The 16,895-nt window shown below is 61.7% G+C and carries 10 protein-coding genes and 1 tRNA gene; 2 read left to right on the top strand and 9 right to left on the bottom strand.

What is annotated here, in order from left to right:
- Window positions 1–54: 54 nt before the first annotated feature.
- Window positions 55–1,044 carry a restriction endonuclease gene (locus ACLFLU_RS07205; RefSeq protein WP_426411612.1) on the top strand — a complete coding sequence of 330 codons (990 nt, stop codon included), beginning with the start codon at window positions 55–57 and terminating at the stop codon, window positions 1,042–1,044.
- Window positions 1,045–1,065: 21 nt separating this feature from the next.
- Here ACLFLU_RS07205 and ACLFLU_RS07200 read toward each other — a convergent pair whose 3' ends face one another.
- From ACLFLU_RS07200 to ACLFLU_RS07180, 5 genes are all read right to left on the bottom strand, one after another.
- The gene (locus tag ACLFLU_RS07200; protein WP_426411611.1) at window positions 1,066–1,926 is read right to left on the bottom strand and encodes a restriction endonuclease; all 861 of its coding nucleotides are present in this window, start codon (window positions 1,924–1,926) and stop codon (window positions 1,066–1,068) included.
- Window positions 1,927–1,937: 11 nt separating this feature from the next.
- On the bottom strand, window positions 1,938–4,679 hold the full coding sequence (locus ACLFLU_RS07195; protein WP_426411610.1) for an ATP-binding domain-containing protein: 2,742 nt from the start codon (window positions 4,677–4,679) through the stop codon (window positions 1,938–1,940).
- Window positions 4,680–4,769: 90 nt separating this feature from the next.
- Window positions 4,770–6,017 carry a hypothetical protein gene (locus ACLFLU_RS07190; protein WP_426411609.1) on the bottom strand — a complete coding sequence of 416 codons (1,248 nt, stop codon included), beginning with the start codon at window positions 6,015–6,017 and terminating at the stop codon, window positions 4,770–4,772.
- Window positions 6,018–7,109: 1,092 nt separating this feature from the next.
- A tRNA-His gene (locus ACLFLU_RS07185) sits at window positions 7,110–7,186 on the bottom strand.
- Window positions 7,187–7,381: 195 nt separating this feature from the next.
- On the bottom strand, window positions 7,382–7,813 hold the full coding sequence (locus tag ACLFLU_RS07180) for a phasin (protein ID WP_426411608.1): 432 nt from the start codon (window positions 7,811–7,813) through the stop codon (window positions 7,382–7,384).
- Between the two features lie 691 nt (window positions 7,814–8,504).
- Here ACLFLU_RS07180 and ACLFLU_RS07175 point away from each other — a divergent pair.
- Window positions 8,505–11,987 carry a PAS domain-containing protein gene (locus ACLFLU_RS07175; RefSeq protein ID WP_426411607.1) on the top strand — a complete coding sequence of 1,161 codons (3,483 nt, stop codon included), beginning with the start codon at window positions 8,505–8,507 and terminating at the stop codon, window positions 11,985–11,987.
- A 20-nt stretch (window positions 11,988–12,007) separates the two neighbouring features.
- Here ACLFLU_RS07175 and ACLFLU_RS07170 read toward each other — a convergent pair whose 3' ends face one another.
- The 4 genes from ACLFLU_RS07170 to ACLFLU_RS07155 all read right to left on the bottom strand — a co-directional run bounded on the left by ACLFLU_RS07170 (window position 12,008) and on the right by ACLFLU_RS07155 (window position 16,839).
- Window positions 12,008–12,250: a DUF1127 domain-containing protein gene (locus ACLFLU_RS07170; RefSeq protein WP_426411606.1), complete on the bottom strand. Its 243-nt coding sequence runs from the start codon at window positions 12,248–12,250 to the stop codon at window positions 12,008–12,010.
- A 233-nt stretch (window positions 12,251–12,483) separates the two neighbouring features.
- Window positions 12,484–13,656 (bottom strand): thiolase family protein, encoded by a 1,173-nt coding sequence (locus ACLFLU_RS07165; protein ID WP_426411605.1) that lies wholly within the window; start codon window positions 13,654–13,656, stop codon window positions 12,484–12,486.
- A gap of 207 nt (window positions 13,657–13,863) precedes the next feature.
- Complete coding sequence (gene serA, locus ACLFLU_RS07160; protein ID WP_426411604.1) at window positions 13,864–15,453, bottom strand: phosphoglycerate dehydrogenase; 1,590 nt, start codon at window positions 15,451–15,453, stop codon at window positions 13,864–13,866.
- 213 nt (window positions 15,454–15,666) lie between these two features.
- Entirely contained in the window at window positions 15,667–16,839 is a 1,173-nt protein-coding gene (locus ACLFLU_RS07155) for a phosphoserine transaminase (RefSeq protein ID WP_426411603.1), read from the bottom strand.
- Window positions 16,840–16,895: the final 56 nt, after the last annotated feature.

Below are 16,895 nucleotides of genomic sequence, written 5' to 3'. Positions count from 1 at the left end.
GGAGGGAGATCGCTAACACTGGTTCAAACTCGGTGCTTTATGGGACACATTCTGATGGTCACCTCGGGGTTCGTGGCTTCGCTGAGCGAAGACACCGGCGAACGTTCGGGTCTCGCACTCAGCAGGCAACAACTTATCGAGCATCTCCGGAAGGATCACCCATTTCGGGTGGCATTTGCACAAGATGACGCATTGATGCGCGTTGGAAGTGAGGAGTATGCGGACACGGTAGGAGATCTACTCTACGCCCTCGGCGCCGCTGACCAACCAGGCATGCCGAGCCTGGGTCAACGGTTGATCGCAAGACTGGGGCCGGACTGGCGCGCGCTGATGGACTTCGAGACGATCCTCCAAGTCGAGGCCGTTGGAAATCATCATCTGCAACTACGCAATAGGAGCGGATCGCTCGATCGGGACGCACTCGATTCAGACATCAAATGCGTCATCAGTGGGTCCCGTAAGGCAATTGTGGAGCATCTGCTGGAGGCGATGTCTGTCCACCTAGCTTTGTCCCCGTTTTTTACACGCGAGATGAAAGCGGAGGATCACTTGGCTCTGACGGATTTGTTCGAGAGCGAGCGTCTTCCAATCGAAGGATCGGGTTTCTTTGATCAGCGGTTCATAAACTACCTATCCCAAAAGCCGGAGCTTCTGCAGGAGATAAATTGGCGGCAGTTCGAGGGACTCTCCGCAGAATGGCTCGTCCGGAATGGCTACGAGGTAGAACTTGGAGCTGGCCGAAATGACGGCGGTGTCGACGTTCGAGCTTGGAATGCCGGCAGGAAAGCCGGTGTTCCACCAGTTGTGATCGTTCAGTGCAAACGCGAGAAGCGGAAGATCGGTAAGGTCGTCGTAAAGGCTCTCTGGGCCGACGTTCATGCAGAAGGAGCGGATGGAGGCCTCGTAGTCACGACGAATGATATCAGTCCAGGAGCGTCGAAACTGGTCGAAGCTCGAGCGTATCCGATCACGGTTGCGAACCGTGACGAGGTTACTCGGTGGATCACAGCCATGCGGCGCCCTACTGCCGGCGTGGTCCTTTAGGGATGGTCGAGGCGCGGAACGTCAACCATCGAATTCACCGGACAAGATGATCACGTTCGGTCGCGCGACATGGAGTATCTCGGATACAGTAGGAGGGGCTGTTCGATACGTGAGCCGCAACGACGCCAGAAGCTTCGCGCCGTCAACCAATTCGACGACAAAGCCGCTCTGAGCGGCCATCTCGGTTTCCTTAAAGACGCCGGCCGTGAATACCGACGATGTCACCAGCAGGCCGCTGTGGGTCGCGTGAATGCCCATCGTGCCAATAAGTTCGCGCAACACCCGAACGCCGACCTTTTTTCTCGTGTGCTTAATCTGGGCGTAAATCGCGGCGGGGCCGCCGTCCGGATGCTGAACCACAATATCGACACCGCCATCCTTTGAACGCGCCGTGCCGCGGGCCTCGTAGCCAAACTCTCTGAGAATTGCCGTGCTGGCGTCTTCGAGAGTTGCCCATTCATCAGCACGTCCTCGTCCCAAGAGATGTTGTTCGACCTCCCGGGTCAAAAGCCCGATTTGAGCTTGGTCGAGAGCTGGTGAAAACGTTGCCAAGGCCGCACCGCCGGCCTGTACGGTCCGCAGCGCCCTGTCCGGAACGGACCCGCAGGAACTATCCCAGATATCTTTGAATGCGAACCACCAGCCGCAAGACAAGCAGGTGAACACCTCGACATACTCGGAAAATCGCCGACCATCACTGTCTTGGCGTTGGTCTGTGGGGCACAATTGCGGATGCGACCTACAGCAGGGGCACTGCCGTGAAGCAAAAACGCTCTCAAGAACCGCTTTGTTTGAGTTTGTGCTTGGTAATTCCAGAACAAGTTTTCGCTCGCCTTTTTCGGTCAGAAACCGCTCTCTCTCAACCGCCGGTAGGGAGTGCATGGGCAGTCCTATCACGAGCGCCAATCGACACGATCGCTGAATTGAGGTCGCAATGGTTCGAGGATCGCGGGCAAGCGCCCCTCGCAGGTCACTCCGAGATAGGTCGCGGCACGCGTGACGCCAACGTAAAGATAGCGCGGGAAGAGCTCCTTAAGGCGTTGGGCGAGTCCGTCGACTCCAATGAAGAAGACAGCTTCAAATTCCAGACCTTTGATATGCCGGATATCGAAGACACGCACCTCGCTTGCATCGCCAACCACGCGCCCTTCCTTGCACCCGACGATGGAAATGTTGCGCTCCGCCAACGCGCTCCGTGTTGCATTTACCAGCGGATCAATGAGGTCATCGCCGTCAACAAAAACGGCGATAGAAGGTAGCGACCCGACTGACTGCTCGACTTCATCAATGCGATCGGCGAGCCAGGTTCCAAGCGCCGTGCCTGAAACACCTTCCGCGAGTAGCGGCCACACATCCGCTTCTTCGGTTTCCGAAGGAGATAGCGTCTTCTGTGCACCCGGGTCGAGCAGCTCTGCAAGAGCGTCTGAAAATTGGCGAAGCTTCCGGCTCTGTCTGTAGCCGATATCAATCTTGCGGACGTCAATCTGGACTCCCGACGCATGATGCAGCCAGTCAAGCTCGGCTTCACTCTGAATGCCAGACGACGTCACCCGCTGGCGCAAATCGCCACACGCAAACCACGAGCGCAGTTCTGGATGGGCAAGCTCGATCGTGCATGCAAGCTGGACGGCGGAGAGATCCGTAGCTTCGTCAACAAAAACCTGAGTGAGATACCGGCTGCGTATCGTCTCGAGCCAGTCATACCTGACACCGCCATCGCGTCTCGCATCCACGTTGCGTACCACGCGGCGAGCGTTTCGAAGCATTGCCAGCAGAACGATGTCGACCTCATCGGGAGAGATCAAGCTGCGGCTTGCGGCTTCGGCAACCGCTTCATCCGAAATATAGTGCCTGCCTTCCCGGATCATTTGGCGACGAAACCGCGAATAGGCACCGGGCAAGCCAAGAACTGATGAGCGCGGCGCTTGGAGTAGCGTCCTCAACCAAGACCGTGTCGCGATGTTCTTGCCGATCGGCACGAAAACGTTGTCGGATGGCAGCCGCTTGCCGATCAGTTCAATGACCCTGGCCGATTGTCCGCCGAGTGACCGCCGGCCTTCTGCGATGGAACGCGCCCAGTTTCGAAGGGCGTTCCAGAGAACATTCAGTGCGCGCGTCTCGGAGCTCCCTGTGGATGCTAGGACCTGGCTTGTTTCATCATCGTCATCCTCATCATCGTCGTCCAGCTCCGATGACCTGGGCGAAGGGAGGGAAGCGAGCTCCTGGAGCAAGCCCTTGTTTTGGTTTAGCAGAAGATTGTTGATCTTTCTCAACTCTGCGGTGATCAGGTCGCCGAGACGCTTAACCTCCTCGTGTAGCTCCGTCGCCTGCATGACGACCGCCAACATATCGTCGACGCTGGACTCGTCACCTCGTCGAAGAGCGGCTCGAATTCTGGTCGCAATACCCTTGGCGCGTTCATTATCGGACCCCTGCAGACTTGTCAGCGCACCGTCGAACCTCCGGATCAGATCCGCCCCCGCAAAGGTCGCAAACTCGTCATGGAGGCTCGACCGCGCGGCGCTCGATTGATCGGCAAGTAGATCAATATCGGCGAGTTGGAAGCGACCGGAGTTGGCCGACCGCAGAATGTTCAGCACGTTGCGTGCGAGATCGAGCCTTTCCTTAGCCCAAGTGCGGACATTGCCGACGTCCGGCACCCCCTGCTTATTGAATGCGTCTCCAAGATATTGCTTCAGGAGTTCGCCAGGCGAAAACATAGCCCAACTGTTTGTGCTCGCTAGATCAACGCCCGCACGGGTCACCAAAGCTTTGTCCGAGTCCGACAATGCTTCCAATGTCCGCTTCTGTGACAGCCGCCGGATCAGCGTGGTCGTCTTTCCCGATCCCGGCGGGCCAAACAGCATGACCTGCTTGTTCAGCGGCAATCGAAAGATTGCTCCCTGAAACTTGTTCAGAATCGGCCGATCCCGGAGAGCGATCCTGTCGATGGTTCTTCGTCGGTTGCGCTGGCGGTCAGATTGGACGTCGGCCGCCTGCTGCAAAATCTGGCCCAGGATGTCTTCCGCCGAAACGTCACCCTCGCGGAGGAGTTTCAGTGCTTGGCGCAGGGAGTCTTGCTTCAGAAGCTGCTGCAATGCACCCCATGGAGTGGACTCAAAATCGTCAACCAGGGCGTCCCAACCCCCGGATTGTTCCCGCGGCGACCACACCGTCCTCTTCAGAATGCGGGCCGTTCGTTCGCGATTACGGACATCCAAGGTTACGGTCTCGCCAGCCTCATGCTCCGCGAGGTGACCAAGGTCGTCTAGCGAGGTCACGAAATGCGCGCCTTTCACCGCATCATTCAGGCCAGCTGCGGATAGACGTGCGAAATAGAGTGTCTGCGGAGGTCGGGCCTCCTTCTTCCATTCGACTTCGACGCGCGCGATACACGGCTCAAGCAAAAGTCTGCGCAGCGCCTCGCGCAAGCCTGCGTTTTGAGCGTGGGCGAACCGCTCCGGATTCCCAACGCCAACCATCGTGTTCGAGTGGTTCAAAACACCATCAATAGAAAGTCCAAATGGTCGACTTTCGAGATTAGAACGCGCTCCATCGGCAATGCTTGTGAGGGCTGTGAGAATTTCCTCTCCCACCTTGAGTACAATTTCGCGTTTTTCGTCACTGGACTCCAAGGTACCGTCCCCCATTTGAGTCATTGTCCGCAATTGATCGTAAACGGCTTAATTTCCATCAATTCACGAATAAAATCGTATAACCTCGCTCTATGAAGTGGACAGTATAACGTTCTGCCAATTTTCGAACCCGCCAGCCACTAGAGCAGGGCCTGTGGCCTTCCTTTCCCGCTTCGATTTCTCGATCGCCGTGTCGATAAAATCCGCTGTATCCGAACCCGGCAATCGCGCCACGTCGGCGACGATATGCGGCCGACCTCCGATCAGAGTAATTTCCTTTTCGGAGGTGGTCACAGCTTCGATAGGAATTTCAATCAAGGCGGTATATTGCGAGCCACCGAACTCCAGCGAGAACGGCGTTAAGATCGCATTCTGCTCGTCGACAATACCATTGTCGAACTTCGGGAAAATCATGTTCACGCCTGGCGTAGATGTCAGCGCCAGGAACTCTTTGTGCTTCTCGACCCAATCATAGAAGTCCTTAAGCATGATCTGATGTGTAAGGCGGCGGCCAGAGCGGGAAATAGCCGACAAGATTCGGCGCAGTGCCGGAGCGGCATGTACCCAATGGTGGAATGGTCCTTCGAGCGGACCAACGGGCAGCTCAAGCTGAGTACCTTTGAAGTGCACCGTCACCGTCTTGGCCGGCCTTGAGAGGATGGCGCCAATCTCGATGATGGAGACTGCCTCATCGAGCTCAACCATTCGGTCTCCAGCATAGTTAAATGTTAGCTCGGCCCACTTCTTCTCGAAGTCGAGCAGAACCTCAAAATAGTGGTTTGCGAACCGAACGCGACTTACGCTTTTGCCTTCGAAGGGCGGAGGTATGAAGACTTCAGCCTCTATCGATGTCCATTCTCCCGCCGACGCAAGCTCGATTGTTGTCGCCAACAGCGGAGGAACATTCAGCTCCAGAATAGCCTTCTGGAAGTGCTCGCGATCGTTTTCCAACGCTATTCCGAAGCGGTGGTGTTCGATCGTTAGATTCGCGACTTCAAGTTCGCGGCGACCACCCAAAAACAGGTCGGATATCTTTTTGGTCGCATCGCTGCCGGGAACGAAAAAGTGCCCGATGACAGTTCTATCATCAAAGCCACAGGTTTGACGGTGCCTGGCTTTGCTTGCGATGTATTCGGATGGGCTGTCACCCAGCATTGCCGTGAGCGCGGCTCCCAAGCCCTCTCCCAAGGGACCAATTTTAATTGCCCGCTCCAGTGGCACAGGCACAGTCGTTCTGTGGATGGCGCGGTTTCCACGCGCTTCTTCGCGACGAACTCGCCGCAGCGTCTCCGTGATGACCACATCATCAACTGGAATGAAGAGGCTGCGGTCGGGCACCCTACCGCTCTTGGTTGTAGATCAACGCGATGACAGCGGTAGGCATATCTGCATCAACGAGATGTTTGAGCGCAGACAGTTTGATGCGAGGCGGTACTCCGGCCTTCTCCGTCGATTTCACCTGTACAAGGAATTTCGGAAGCTCATTCTGAGCATCGAGCGGCCTTTCGGTGGACCGGTCTGGCTCACTCTCAAGCAAAAAGTCCCATCCCAGGCGGTCGACCTGAGATTTTTGGGCGTGGAAACCCTCCGGCTCGCACCAACTGAGAAATAGGCTCTCGCCTATTGCGCCAATATCTCGTTTCGTTACCAACGTTCCTCCAGCGCGCGAAGTTCACCGAAGTCCTGCTTAGTCGCCAGCGCTTCGTTGATCAAAAAATGAATCCTCCTCGCCGCTGACCTTCACCGGCTTAGCGCCAGCAAGCTCGAATCGTTGAGCCTAACAAAATGGTACTCCCGATCGCTGTCGCGGGTGCGGTCTTCTTCTGGACCTAGTCCGGACTCGGTTGCACCGTCGAAGATGCGAAAGCCTTCATTTGCGCACCGTAGACCTCGCGCATTCAACGCACGGAGCGCGCCCAACTATATGCGAGCACTTCGCGTGCTTGGAGGCGGATTGCATATCGTTGCGGCTATCACTGTCGCTAGAGATTGTCCGCGGAGCTGTCGGATCTATGCGCGCGAACCTGCACACGGTCGCATCCCTGAATCAGTGTGTTGAGGTTCGCCAACGTCCGCCGACGCTTATTCAACGGATATTCGACGACTTCTCGAGCGCGTTTCTAAGTCGTTGAATTCTCTGGCGCTCCCTAGGGGAATCGAACCCCTACTTCAGCCTTGAGAGAGCATTGGTGTCAACGCTCCTTACAAGTTGCGGGCGGATCCGGGACGGTGCGGGTGCGACTCCGTCCATTTTCCTGCACACTGACCGCCACCCACAAGCCGGACTAAGCGGCATCTGGACAACGTGCCAGGCGCGTAAATTTCGCTTGCGCTCAAGCCAGCGAAATTCACCAGTGCTCTCGTGGTAGCTATTTGGTAGCTACAACAATCCGCTAGCCTTCGAGGATTTCAGTAAGCTTTTGATTTTGCTGGTACAGTTGGGTGGGCTCGAACCACCGACCTCCTGTTCCACAGACAGGCGCTCTAACCAACTGAGCTACAACTGCATCCTTGCGAGCCGCACCTCTGGGCGCCCTGAGAGGGCCGGTCACCGAGGGGGCTGGACGGGGCGGAAACTAGGTGCAACGGCCGTTTTTGGCAAGGCCGCAAAACCCGATAATTGCCGTCTTAAGCAACGTAATTTCCAAGACAAAACCCGGGCCTGGGGCCCGGGTTTCTTAATCAATTCAACGCCGGCGCGCTCAGGCGGCGGGATAGAACTTCGAGGCGGAGGCCTTGATCGGCTCGGCGGTCGCGCTGGCGGCGCGCTGGGCGATCTCGGCGAGCTCCTTGGCCTGGGCCTGGAAGGTCTCGAGCTGCTTCTTGGCGTGGCCGGTCCAGAGCTGGAACGCATCGGTCGGCGACTTCACGCCGAGCAGCTCCTGGGTGAAGTCCAGATGGGCCGTGGAGTTGGCCTTGGCGAATTCCATCAGCTTGGCGGTGTACTCGTTCGCGCCCTTCTGGGCGGACGCGAACACGGCCTCGATGGTGCCGTTGTGGGTCTCGGCGGCGTCCTTGAACTTGGCGTAGTTCTCGCGGGCCTGCGAAACGCCCTTTTCGGCGAACGCGCGCACCTGCTCGGGAACCTCGAACGGGATGATCGAGGCAGAAAACGGATCAGTCGCACCTGTCATGGTTGTCCCTCACGAAAATGAAAAATGGAGTGGGCCTTCTGGCGCGCCCGCCGACCCAATCGGGGCCATTTCTTCTTGCGAATTGGCGGGTACGAAAGACTGGAAAACGCAGAACAAACGAGATGGCTCGTCCAGCGCCACCAGTATCCCTGCCTAACATGTCAACATTGTGCACCGCAATGTGACCCAGGGGGTGCGGCGCGAAATTTAATCTCGGAGAGGGTGAGGTTCCCGGGGTGGGGAACCGGGGGTTGAGGTAGCTGGGTGGGTGGGTCAGCGGTCTCGGCAGCGGCGGTCTCTCCGTTCCCTCCCCCCTTGTGGGGGAGGGGCAGGGAGAGGGGTGCGGCACGGGGATTCTATCTGTCGGGCACCCGATGCGTCATCGACAACTGGCACCTTTTGCTGGGCTACCCCTCTCCCTAGCCCTCCCCCACAAGGGGGGAGGGAACGCACCGTTGTTGCGGCGCGAGTCGTGACACACCGCCCGACGATCGGTCCCCGCTTGAATCCTGCGGACGCCCACCCTCTGCGGCTTGCGGGGCTGGGCGGATTAAGGTTATCGCGGCTTTAGGACCTGCCCGTTAAGCTCCGGCCGTGGACCTGCCCGCGGCCGCGGGCGATACTAACCCTTTCTTAAGGCTGTCATTCCCGGCGGTCTTTGACGTAACGCGTGCGAGATACAGCCGGTCGGATGACGCATTCGGATTTCCAGTTGCGAGGGGTTGGCGATCCCAGGTTGTCCGTGCATGCGACCTCTCCGCTGCCGGCCTGGCTCTGGTCGCCCGATGGCAGCCGTGTGCTGTGGGCCAATGCGGTCGGCGCCACTTTTTTTGGCGCGGCCAACGCGGCGATCCTTGCGAAAAAGACTTTTGGACCGGCCGACACCCATCGCCGCCAGGTCACCCGGCTCGCCCGGCAGCTGCCGGCGAACGGCGCGACCAGGCTCGAACGGCTGCGCGGCTTCGGCGCCCGGCTCGGCACGCTGATGACCTGCGCCTGCGCGCGGCTCGACTTTGCTGACGGCAGTCATGGCGTGCTCGTCACCGCGATGGACCCTGCCCTGCGCACCATGCCGCTGGTCGAGCGGCTGCATCGTCTCGTCGACGGCGCGGCCGTGCCGATGGCGGCGTTCGCGCCCGACGGCATGTTCGCCGGCGCCAGCGAGGCCGCGCGCGCCCTGCTCGGCTTTCGCGATCTCGGCGAGGCCGGCCTCGAACAGGCGCGCAGCGATGCGCTGGCGCAAGGTCGCGTCGAGCTGCCGATCGGCATCGGAAAGATGGTGCTGCAACGGGTCGGCGCAGGCGCCGATGTCGGTCTCGTTGCGCTCATTGAGCCTGCGGTCGCGCAAACCGCGCCTGCGGCCGAGAGCGTGTTGGACCCTGCACCTGACGTGATGCCGGCCGCTGCCCCGCCAGCGCCGGTCGAGCCCGCGCCGCAGGCCGTCGACACACCGCCGGCGCACGCGCCGGCCGCGGGGATCGACCTGTTCGACGCCTTTGCCGATCTGGACGGAACGCCTGAGACGGCCGCGACGATCACGCCCGAGCCGCCGGCGAACGAAGCGGCGACGGAGATCGTCCCGATCCAGGACGCCGCGAGGGAGGCGGCCGAGGAGCCTGTCGAGGAAACGATCGCGGAAGCGGAGCCGGAAACACCGGTTGAAAACCCGCCCGCAGCCATCGTGCCGCCGCAAGCCGCGCCGATCACCAGCGCCATGGACGAGCCGCCTGGACACGCGGAGACGCAGTCCGCACACGCGGAGACGCGGTCCGCACATGCTGAGACACCGCGCCAGCATCCGCTGCGTTTCCTGTGGCAGATGGATGCGCAGGGGCGGTTTGTGCTGGCGACAGCTGAATTCATCCGCCTGATGGGCGCGCACACCGCGGCCGGTTTCGGCCGGCCCTGGCGCGAGATCGCCGACGAATTTGCGCTCGATCCTGATGGGCGCGTAGCCCAGGCCCTCGCCAGCCACGACACCTGGGCCGGCATCACCGTGAACTGGCCGGCCGACGGCGGCGAGCATCTGCCGGTCGAGCTCGCAGGCCTGCCGGTCTACGACCGCGATCGCAATTTTGCAGGCTTCAAGGGCTTTGGCGTCTGCCGCGACCTCGACGGCCTCAACCGGCTCGATGCGCTCAGGCGGTACGAGCTGTTTGCCGAGCCGCGCACCGCGCAAGGCCTTTCGGCCGATGTGGTCGAGCCTGATCCTGAACCGGAGGCCGAGGTGGAGACAGGGGCAGAGGCTCCGCCTCCACCGATCGAGCCGCCACCTGAGCCTGAGCTGCCGACTGCAATCGAACCCGAACCGCCCGCACTTTTCATCGAAGCGAATTCACACCCAACCGATCCGGAAACGCCAGTGGAAACGCCTCCGAATGTCGTGCCGTTCCGCGCACCCGGCGATCCCAGATCACAGAGTGATCTGAGATCATCGCCGACGCTGACGCCGGTCGAGAACAGCGCGTTCAACGAACTCGCACGGCAATTGTCCGAGCGGCTCGAACGCGAGCGCGAGACGATTGCATCCGCCGCAAGCGAGCCGCCGGCCGAAGAGATCATGCAGGAAGCATCGACGCCGGAGCCTGAAGCGCCGCCGGCCGCAGCCGAATGGCTGACCGAGCCCGCGCCGCCCGCGCACGGCCACAGCGAGCGCGACCGCGCGCTGCTTGATCTGGTGCCGACGGGCATGCTGATCTACCGGTTCGATCGCCTGCTCTACGCCAATCCCGCCTTCCTCACGCGCATGGGCTATGCCAGTCTCACCGCGCTCGAAGATGCCGGCGGGCTGGATGCGCTCTATGTCGAGCCCGGCGTCTCCGCCGCGAGCAGCACCTCGCAGGCCGGCACTCCCGTGACGATCAGTGCTGCGATCGCCAATGGCGAGCAGCCGCTCGCGACCACCGAAGCGCATCTGCACACGATCGACTGGGACGGCGCCAGCGCGCATGCGCTGATCTGCGCGCTGCCCGATCCTGCGCCTGTCGTCGCAGCGCCTTTGATGGCAGAGCCGGTGGTGGTGATCCCCGATCTGCCGGAGCCCGAGGCTGAGCTCGAAGCCGGCGATGCCGAGGCGGAAGATCTAGCCGCGATCCTCGACACCACGGCCGAGGGCGTCGTGATGTTCGATGCCGAAGGCAACATCCACGCCTGCAACCGCAGCGCCGAAGCGCTGTTCGGCTATGACGGCGAGGCGCTGATGCAGCAGAATCTGCTGACGCTGTTCGCGCCCGAAAGCCAGCAGATCGTGGTCGACTATCTCGAAAGCGTGAAGAGCGAAGACATCGCGAGCCTGCTCGATCACGGCCGCGAGGTGCTCGGCCGCGAGAAGAAGGGCGGCGTGCTTCCGCTCGCGATGATCATGGGCCGCACGCGGCCCGATGGTCCAAACTTCTTTGCCGTGTTCCGCGACCTCTCGCACGCCAAGAAGGGCGAGAGCGAGCTGACGCAGGCGCGACGCCTGGTCGACGGCGCCGCCAACGCCAAGGCCGACATGCTGGCGCGGATCAGCCACGAGATCCGCACGCCGCTCAATGCCATCATCGGCTTTGCCGAGGTGATGATCTCCGAGCGCTTTGGCTCGCTCGGCAACGAGCGCTACGGCGAATACATGAAGGACATCCGCGCCTCCGGCGAGCGCGTGATCACCATCATCGACGATCTGCTGGAGCTGTCGCGGATCGAGACCGGCAAGCTCGATCTCAATTTCGCGAACCTCAGCCTCAACGACCTCGTCGAGGCCTGCGTCACCGTGATGCAGCCGCAGGCCAACCGCGAGCGCATCATCATCCGCACCTCGCTCGCGCACGCGCTGCCGCAGGTGACGGCGGACGCGCGCGCGCTGCGCCAGGTCACGATGAATCTGATCTCGAACTCGATCCGGCTTGCCAGCGCCGGCGGCCAGGTGATCGTCTCGACCGCATTGAACGATCGCGGCGAGATCGCGCTGCGCATCCGTGACACCGGCCATGGGCTGACCGAAAAGGAAGTCGCAGCCGCGATGGAACCGTTCCGCACGCCACCGCCCGGCGATGCCTCGGACAATTCGGCGCTCAGCCTGTCGCTGACCAAGGCGCTGGTCGAAGCCAACCGCGCCCAGTTCAACATCAAGAGCGCGGCGAATTCCGGCACGCTGATCGAGGTGACGTTCGCGCCGGTGGCGGCGCGGGCGTAAGATGCGCCACCATGCGGGCCTTATCCGGCAGATCTGATGTCGCGCGGGTCGAACCCCTGGTTCAACGCGATGTAGTCGATCTCGCCGCGCGTGGTGCCGATATCCATGAGCTCCCTGTCACTCAGATTGGACAGATCGGCTCGTAACCTCTCGCAGCTGCGCCATTGCTGAAACGCACGCCAATATCGCTTGATGAAATGAAAGACGTGCCGCGTCCTTGTCGCGGTCCGTCCTGATCCTGTTGCACCATAGGTTATGCTCACGACAGCATCTCCCCCGGGGTGTTTATTCTCATCGGATGTGTGTGCCGGCCATGCGAGAAAATGCTCGACATTCAGCTGGCCTCTGAATGCTACGGCGGTCGCGCGCCGCCCAGTATGAACGGCTTCACATTCCGCCACACGACCTTTGCCCCACCACGGCTTCAAGGACATCCGTCCAACGAAAAAGGCACGGCGCTTGTGGCGCCGTGCCTTTTACATTCCTGCGAGCTGGGTCAGCTGTAGATCTCGAACAGGCCGGCGCCGCCCTGGCCGCCGCCGATGCACATGGTCACCACGCCCCACTTGGCCTTGCGGCGGGCGCCTTCCTGCAGCAGATGGCCGGTGAGACGGGCGCCGGTCATGCCGAAGGGATGGCCGATCGCGATCGAGCCGCCGTTGACGTTGTACTTGTCGGGATCGATGCCGAGCTTGTCGCGCGAATAGAGGCACTGGCTGGCGAAAGCCTCGTTGAGCTCCCAGAGATCGATGTCGTCGATCTTCAGGCCGTGACGCTTCAAGAGTTTCGGCACGGCAAAGATTGGCCCGATGCCCATCTCGTCAGGCTCGCAGCCTGCGGCCGCCCAGGCGACGAAGCGGCCGAGCGGCTTGAGGCCGCGCTTCTCGGCATCCTTGGCTTCCATCAGCACCACGGCGGCGGCGCCGTCGGAGAGCTGGCTGGCATTGCCGGCGGTGACGAACTTGCCGGGGCCCTTCACCGGCTCGAGCTTTGCCAATCCTTCCAGCGTGGTCTCCGGACGATTGCACTCGTCGCGGTCGACGACGTAGTCGACGATCGACTCGGCCTTGGTCGCCTTGTCGACCACCTTCATCTTGGTCTTCATCGGGACGATTTCGTCCTTGAACTTGCCCGCCTGCTGGGCCGCGGCCATGCGGCGCTGCGACTCCAGCGAATACTCGTCCTGGTACTCGCGGCTGAGCTTGTAGCGCTCGGCGACGATGTCTGCGGTGTCGATCATCGCCATGAAGATGTCGGGCGCTGTCTTGAGCAGCTCGGGATCGATCGACTCCTTCGGCGTGCCGCCGCCCGGCATCGAAATGCTCTCGACGCCGCCGGCGACGATGCAGTCCGCACCATCGGAGCGGATCGAGTTGGCGGCCATCGCGATGGTCTGAAGCCCTGAGGAGCAGAAGCGGTTCACCGACACGCCGCCGGTCGACTTCGGAAGGCCTGCGAGCAGCGCGGCCTGGCGGCCGATGTTCGGCGCACCGTGGGCGCAATTGCCGAGATAGCAGTCCTCGACATAATCCTTGTCGACGCCGGCGCGGTCGACCGCGTGATGGATGGCGTGCGCCGCGAGTGACATCGGCGGCGTGATGTTGAACCCGCCACGGCCGGACTTGGCCAGGCCCGTGCGCGCGTAGGAAACGATGACGGCTTCACGCATTGTTTTCTCCCTTTCGAACTTTGGTACGGAGGCGTTGGTATGAGGCGTCCTGGGCGCCATTGGTACACAAAGTTCGGCAGCCTTGGGAGAAATAAAGCGCGGCGCTGCATCAACAAAAACGCCGCCCTTGCGCGAAGGGCGGCGTTGTTCCGCGTATCGGAATATATGATGGCCGTCATTCCGTGGGGCGCGCGCCCCGCGGACGCCTCAGAATGTCAGCGCCTTGACCTGCTTGACCTGCGGCAGCGCCTGCACCTTGGCCAGCAGGTCCGCCGGCACCGCGCCGTCGACCTCGACCAGCGCGATCGCATCGCCGCCCTGCTCGACACGGCCGAGATGGAAGGTCGCGATGTTGATCTTGGCGTCGCCGAGCAGCCCAGCGAACTTGCCGATGAAGCCCGGCTTGTCCTCGTTGGTCACGTAGATCATCGACTTGCCAAATTCAGCATCGACGCGGATGCCCTTGATGTCGACGAGGCGCGGCTTGCCGTCATGATAGACGGTGCCGGAGACCGAGCGCTCCTGGCGTTCGGTCGCGACCGTCACGGTGATCAGGCTCTCATAGTCGCTCTGGGCAGCGCGCACGATCTCGTCCACCACCATGCCGCGCTCCTTGGCGACGACCGGCGCGGACACCACGTTGACCTCGCCCAGCATCGGCCGCAGCAGGCCGGACAAGACCGCGGAGGTGATCGCCTTGATCTTCATCTCGGCGACGTGGCCCTCATAGGTGATCTCGACCTTGAGGATGCCGGTCTCGGTAAGCTGGCCGGCGAACGAGCCGAGCTTCTCGGCGAGCGCGATGAACGGCTTCAGCTTCGGCGCTTCTTCGGCGGTGATCGAGGGGAAGTTGACGGCGTTCGAGATCGCGCCGGTGAGCAGATAGTCCGACATCTGCTCGGCGACCTGGAGCGCGACGTTCTCCTGCGCTTCGGTGGTGGAGGCGCCGAGATGCGGCGTGCAGATCACGTTGGGATGGCCGAACAGCACGTTGGTGTTGGCGGGCTCCTCGACGAACACGTCGAAGGCGGCGCCGGCAATGTGCTTGGAGTTGAGCGCATCGACCACCGCCTGCTCGTCGACGAGACCGCCGCGGGCGCAGTTGATCAGGCGCACGCCCTTCTTCATCTTGGCGATCGCGGCCGCGTCGATGATGTTCTTGGTCTTCTCGGTCAGCGGCGTGTGCAGCGTGATGAAGTCGGCGCGCTTCAAGAGATCATCGAGCTCGACCTTCTCGACGCCGATGTCCCTGGCGCGCTCCGGCGACAGGAACGGGTCGAACGCGACCACCTTCATGCGCAGGCCGAGCGCGCGATCCGCGACGATCGAGCCGATATTGCCGCAGCCGACCACGCCGAGCACCTTGCCGGTGATCTCGACGCCCATGAAGCGGTTCTTCTCCCACTTGCCGGCCTGGGTCGAGGCGTCGGCCTGCGGGATCTCGCGCGCCAGCGCCAGCATCAGGGTGATGGCATGCTCGGCGGTCGTGATCGAATTGCCGAACGGCGTGTTCATCACGATGATACCCTTGGCGGTGGCCGCAGGGATTTCAACGTTGTCGACGCCGATGCCAGCGCGGCCGATCACCTTGAGGTTGGTGGCCTTCTCCAGGATCTTTGCGGTCGCTTTGGTCGCGGAGCGGATCGCGAGGCCGTCGTAATTGCCGATGATCTCGGCGAGCTTGTCCTTGTCCTTGCCAAGGTTGGGCTGGAAGTCGACCTCGACGCCGCGGTCTTTGAAGATCTGCACGGCGGCGGGCGAGAGCGCGTCGGAAATGAGAACTTTGGGTTTGGTCATGGGGATGTCTTCCTTCGCCCCGCAACGAGGGCGGGCCACTGGGCTGATGTGGTGAAGTCTCTGGTCACTTCTCCCTCTCCCCGTTCTTACGGGGAGAGGGTCGGGGTGAGGGGCAGCCACGGGCGAAGGTGCAAGCGGAGAGAGCCCCTCACCCGGATCGCTGCGCGATCCGACCTCTCCCCGTAAGAACGGGGAGAGGCTAAGAAAGAAAACTTACGCCGCCTTGGCCAGCTGCGCCTTGGTCTCGGCAAAAGCCCAGTCGATCCACTGCGTCAGCAGCTCGACGTCCCTGGCCTCGACGGTGGCGCCGCACCAGATGCGCAGGCCCGCCGGCGCGTCGCGATAGTATGCGAAGTCGTAGCCGGCGCCTTCCTTCTCGATCAGCGCGACCAGCTTCTTGGAGAAGTCGGCCTGCGCGTCATCGGAAAGCGAGGTGATCGCGGGATCGGTGAACTTCAGGCACACCGAGGTGTTGGAGCGGATTGCCGCGTCCTTGGCCAGGAAGTCGATCCAGGGCGTCTTCGCCTTCCAGTCGGCCAGCACCTTGGTGTTGGCGTCGGCGCGTCCGATCAGCGCCTTGAGGCCGCCGATCGACTTGGCCCAGTTCAGCGCGTCGAGATAATCCTCGACGCAGAGCATCGACGGCGTGTTGATGGTCTCGCCGACGAAGATGCCTTCGTTGATCTTGCCGCCCTTGGTCATACGGAAGATCTTCGGCAGCGGCCAGGCCGGCTTGTAGGTCTCGAGCCGTTCCACCGCACGCGGCGACAGGATCAGCATGCCGTGCGCGGCTTCGCCGCCGAGCGCCTTCTGCCAGGAGAAGGTGACGACATCGAGCTTGGCCCAGTCGAGCGGCTGCGCAAACGCGGCCGAAGTCGCGTCGCAAATGGTCAGGCCTTCGCGGGTCGCGCTGATCCAGTCGGCGTTCGGCACGCGCACGCCGGAGGTGGTGCCGTTCCAGGTGAAGACGACGTCGCTCGCAGGGTCCACCTTCGAAAGGTCGGGAATCTCACCGTAAGCCGCGTTCAGCTTGGTGACGTCCTTGAGCTTCAATTCCTTGACGATGTCGCTGACCCAGCCCTCGCCGAAGGATTCCCAGGCGAGCGTGGTGACGGGCCGTGCACCGAGCAGCGACCACAGCGCCATCTCGACCGCGCCGGTATCGGACGCCGGCACGATGCCGATACGATAATCAGCCGGCACTTCAAGCACTTCGCGCGTCAGATCGATCGCGAGCTTGAGCTTGGTCTTGCCGACCTTCGCGCGATGCGAACGGCCGAGCGCTGCGTCCTTGAGATTTTGGGCGTTCCAGCCGGGGCGCTTGGCGCAGGGGCCGGAGGAGAAATGCGGCACGTTGGGCCGCGAAGCGGGCTTCGCTACAGTCATGATCTACCCTTCCAGATAGTAAGCCTCCCGTTGGGGGGAGGTGTCCCGCCGCGGCT

This window comes from Bradyrhizobium ganzhouense (genome assembly GCF_049949285.1).
GTDB lineage: Bacteria > Pseudomonadota > Alphaproteobacteria > Rhizobiales > Xanthobacteraceae > Bradyrhizobium > Bradyrhizobium ganzhouense.
This window is presented reverse-complemented; position numbering and strand designations above follow the sequence as displayed.

What these genes read in the sequence shown, in the direction of transcription:
- ACLFLU_RS07205 (WP_426411612.1), top strand. Translation starts at nt 55, where the DNA reads ATGGTCACCTCGGGGTTCGTGGCTTCGCTGAGCGAAGACACCGGCGAA.
- ACLFLU_RS07200 (WP_426411611.1), bottom strand. Translation starts at nt 1,926, where the DNA reads ATGCACTCCCTACCGGCGGTTGAGAGAGAGCGGTTTCTGACCGAAAAA.
- ACLFLU_RS07180 (WP_426411608.1), bottom strand. Translation starts at nt 7,813, where the DNA reads ATGACAGGTGCGACTGATCCGTTTTCTGCCTCGATCATCCCGTTCGAG.
- ACLFLU_RS07175 (WP_426411607.1), top strand. Translation starts at nt 8,505, where the DNA reads ATGACGCATTCGGATTTCCAGTTGCGAGGGGTTGGCGATCCCAGGTTG.
- ACLFLU_RS07165 (WP_426411605.1), bottom strand. Translation starts at nt 13,656, where the DNA reads ATGCGTGAAGCCGTCATCGTTTCCTACGCGCGCACGGGCCTGGCCAAG.
- serA (WP_426411604.1), bottom strand. Translation starts at nt 15,453, where the DNA reads ATGACCAAACCCAAAGTTCTCATTTCCGACGCGCTCTCGCCCGCCGCC.
- ACLFLU_RS07155 (WP_426411603.1), bottom strand. Translation starts at nt 16,839, where the DNA reads ATGACTGTAGCGAAGCCCGCTTCGCGGCCCAACGTGCCGCATTTCTCC.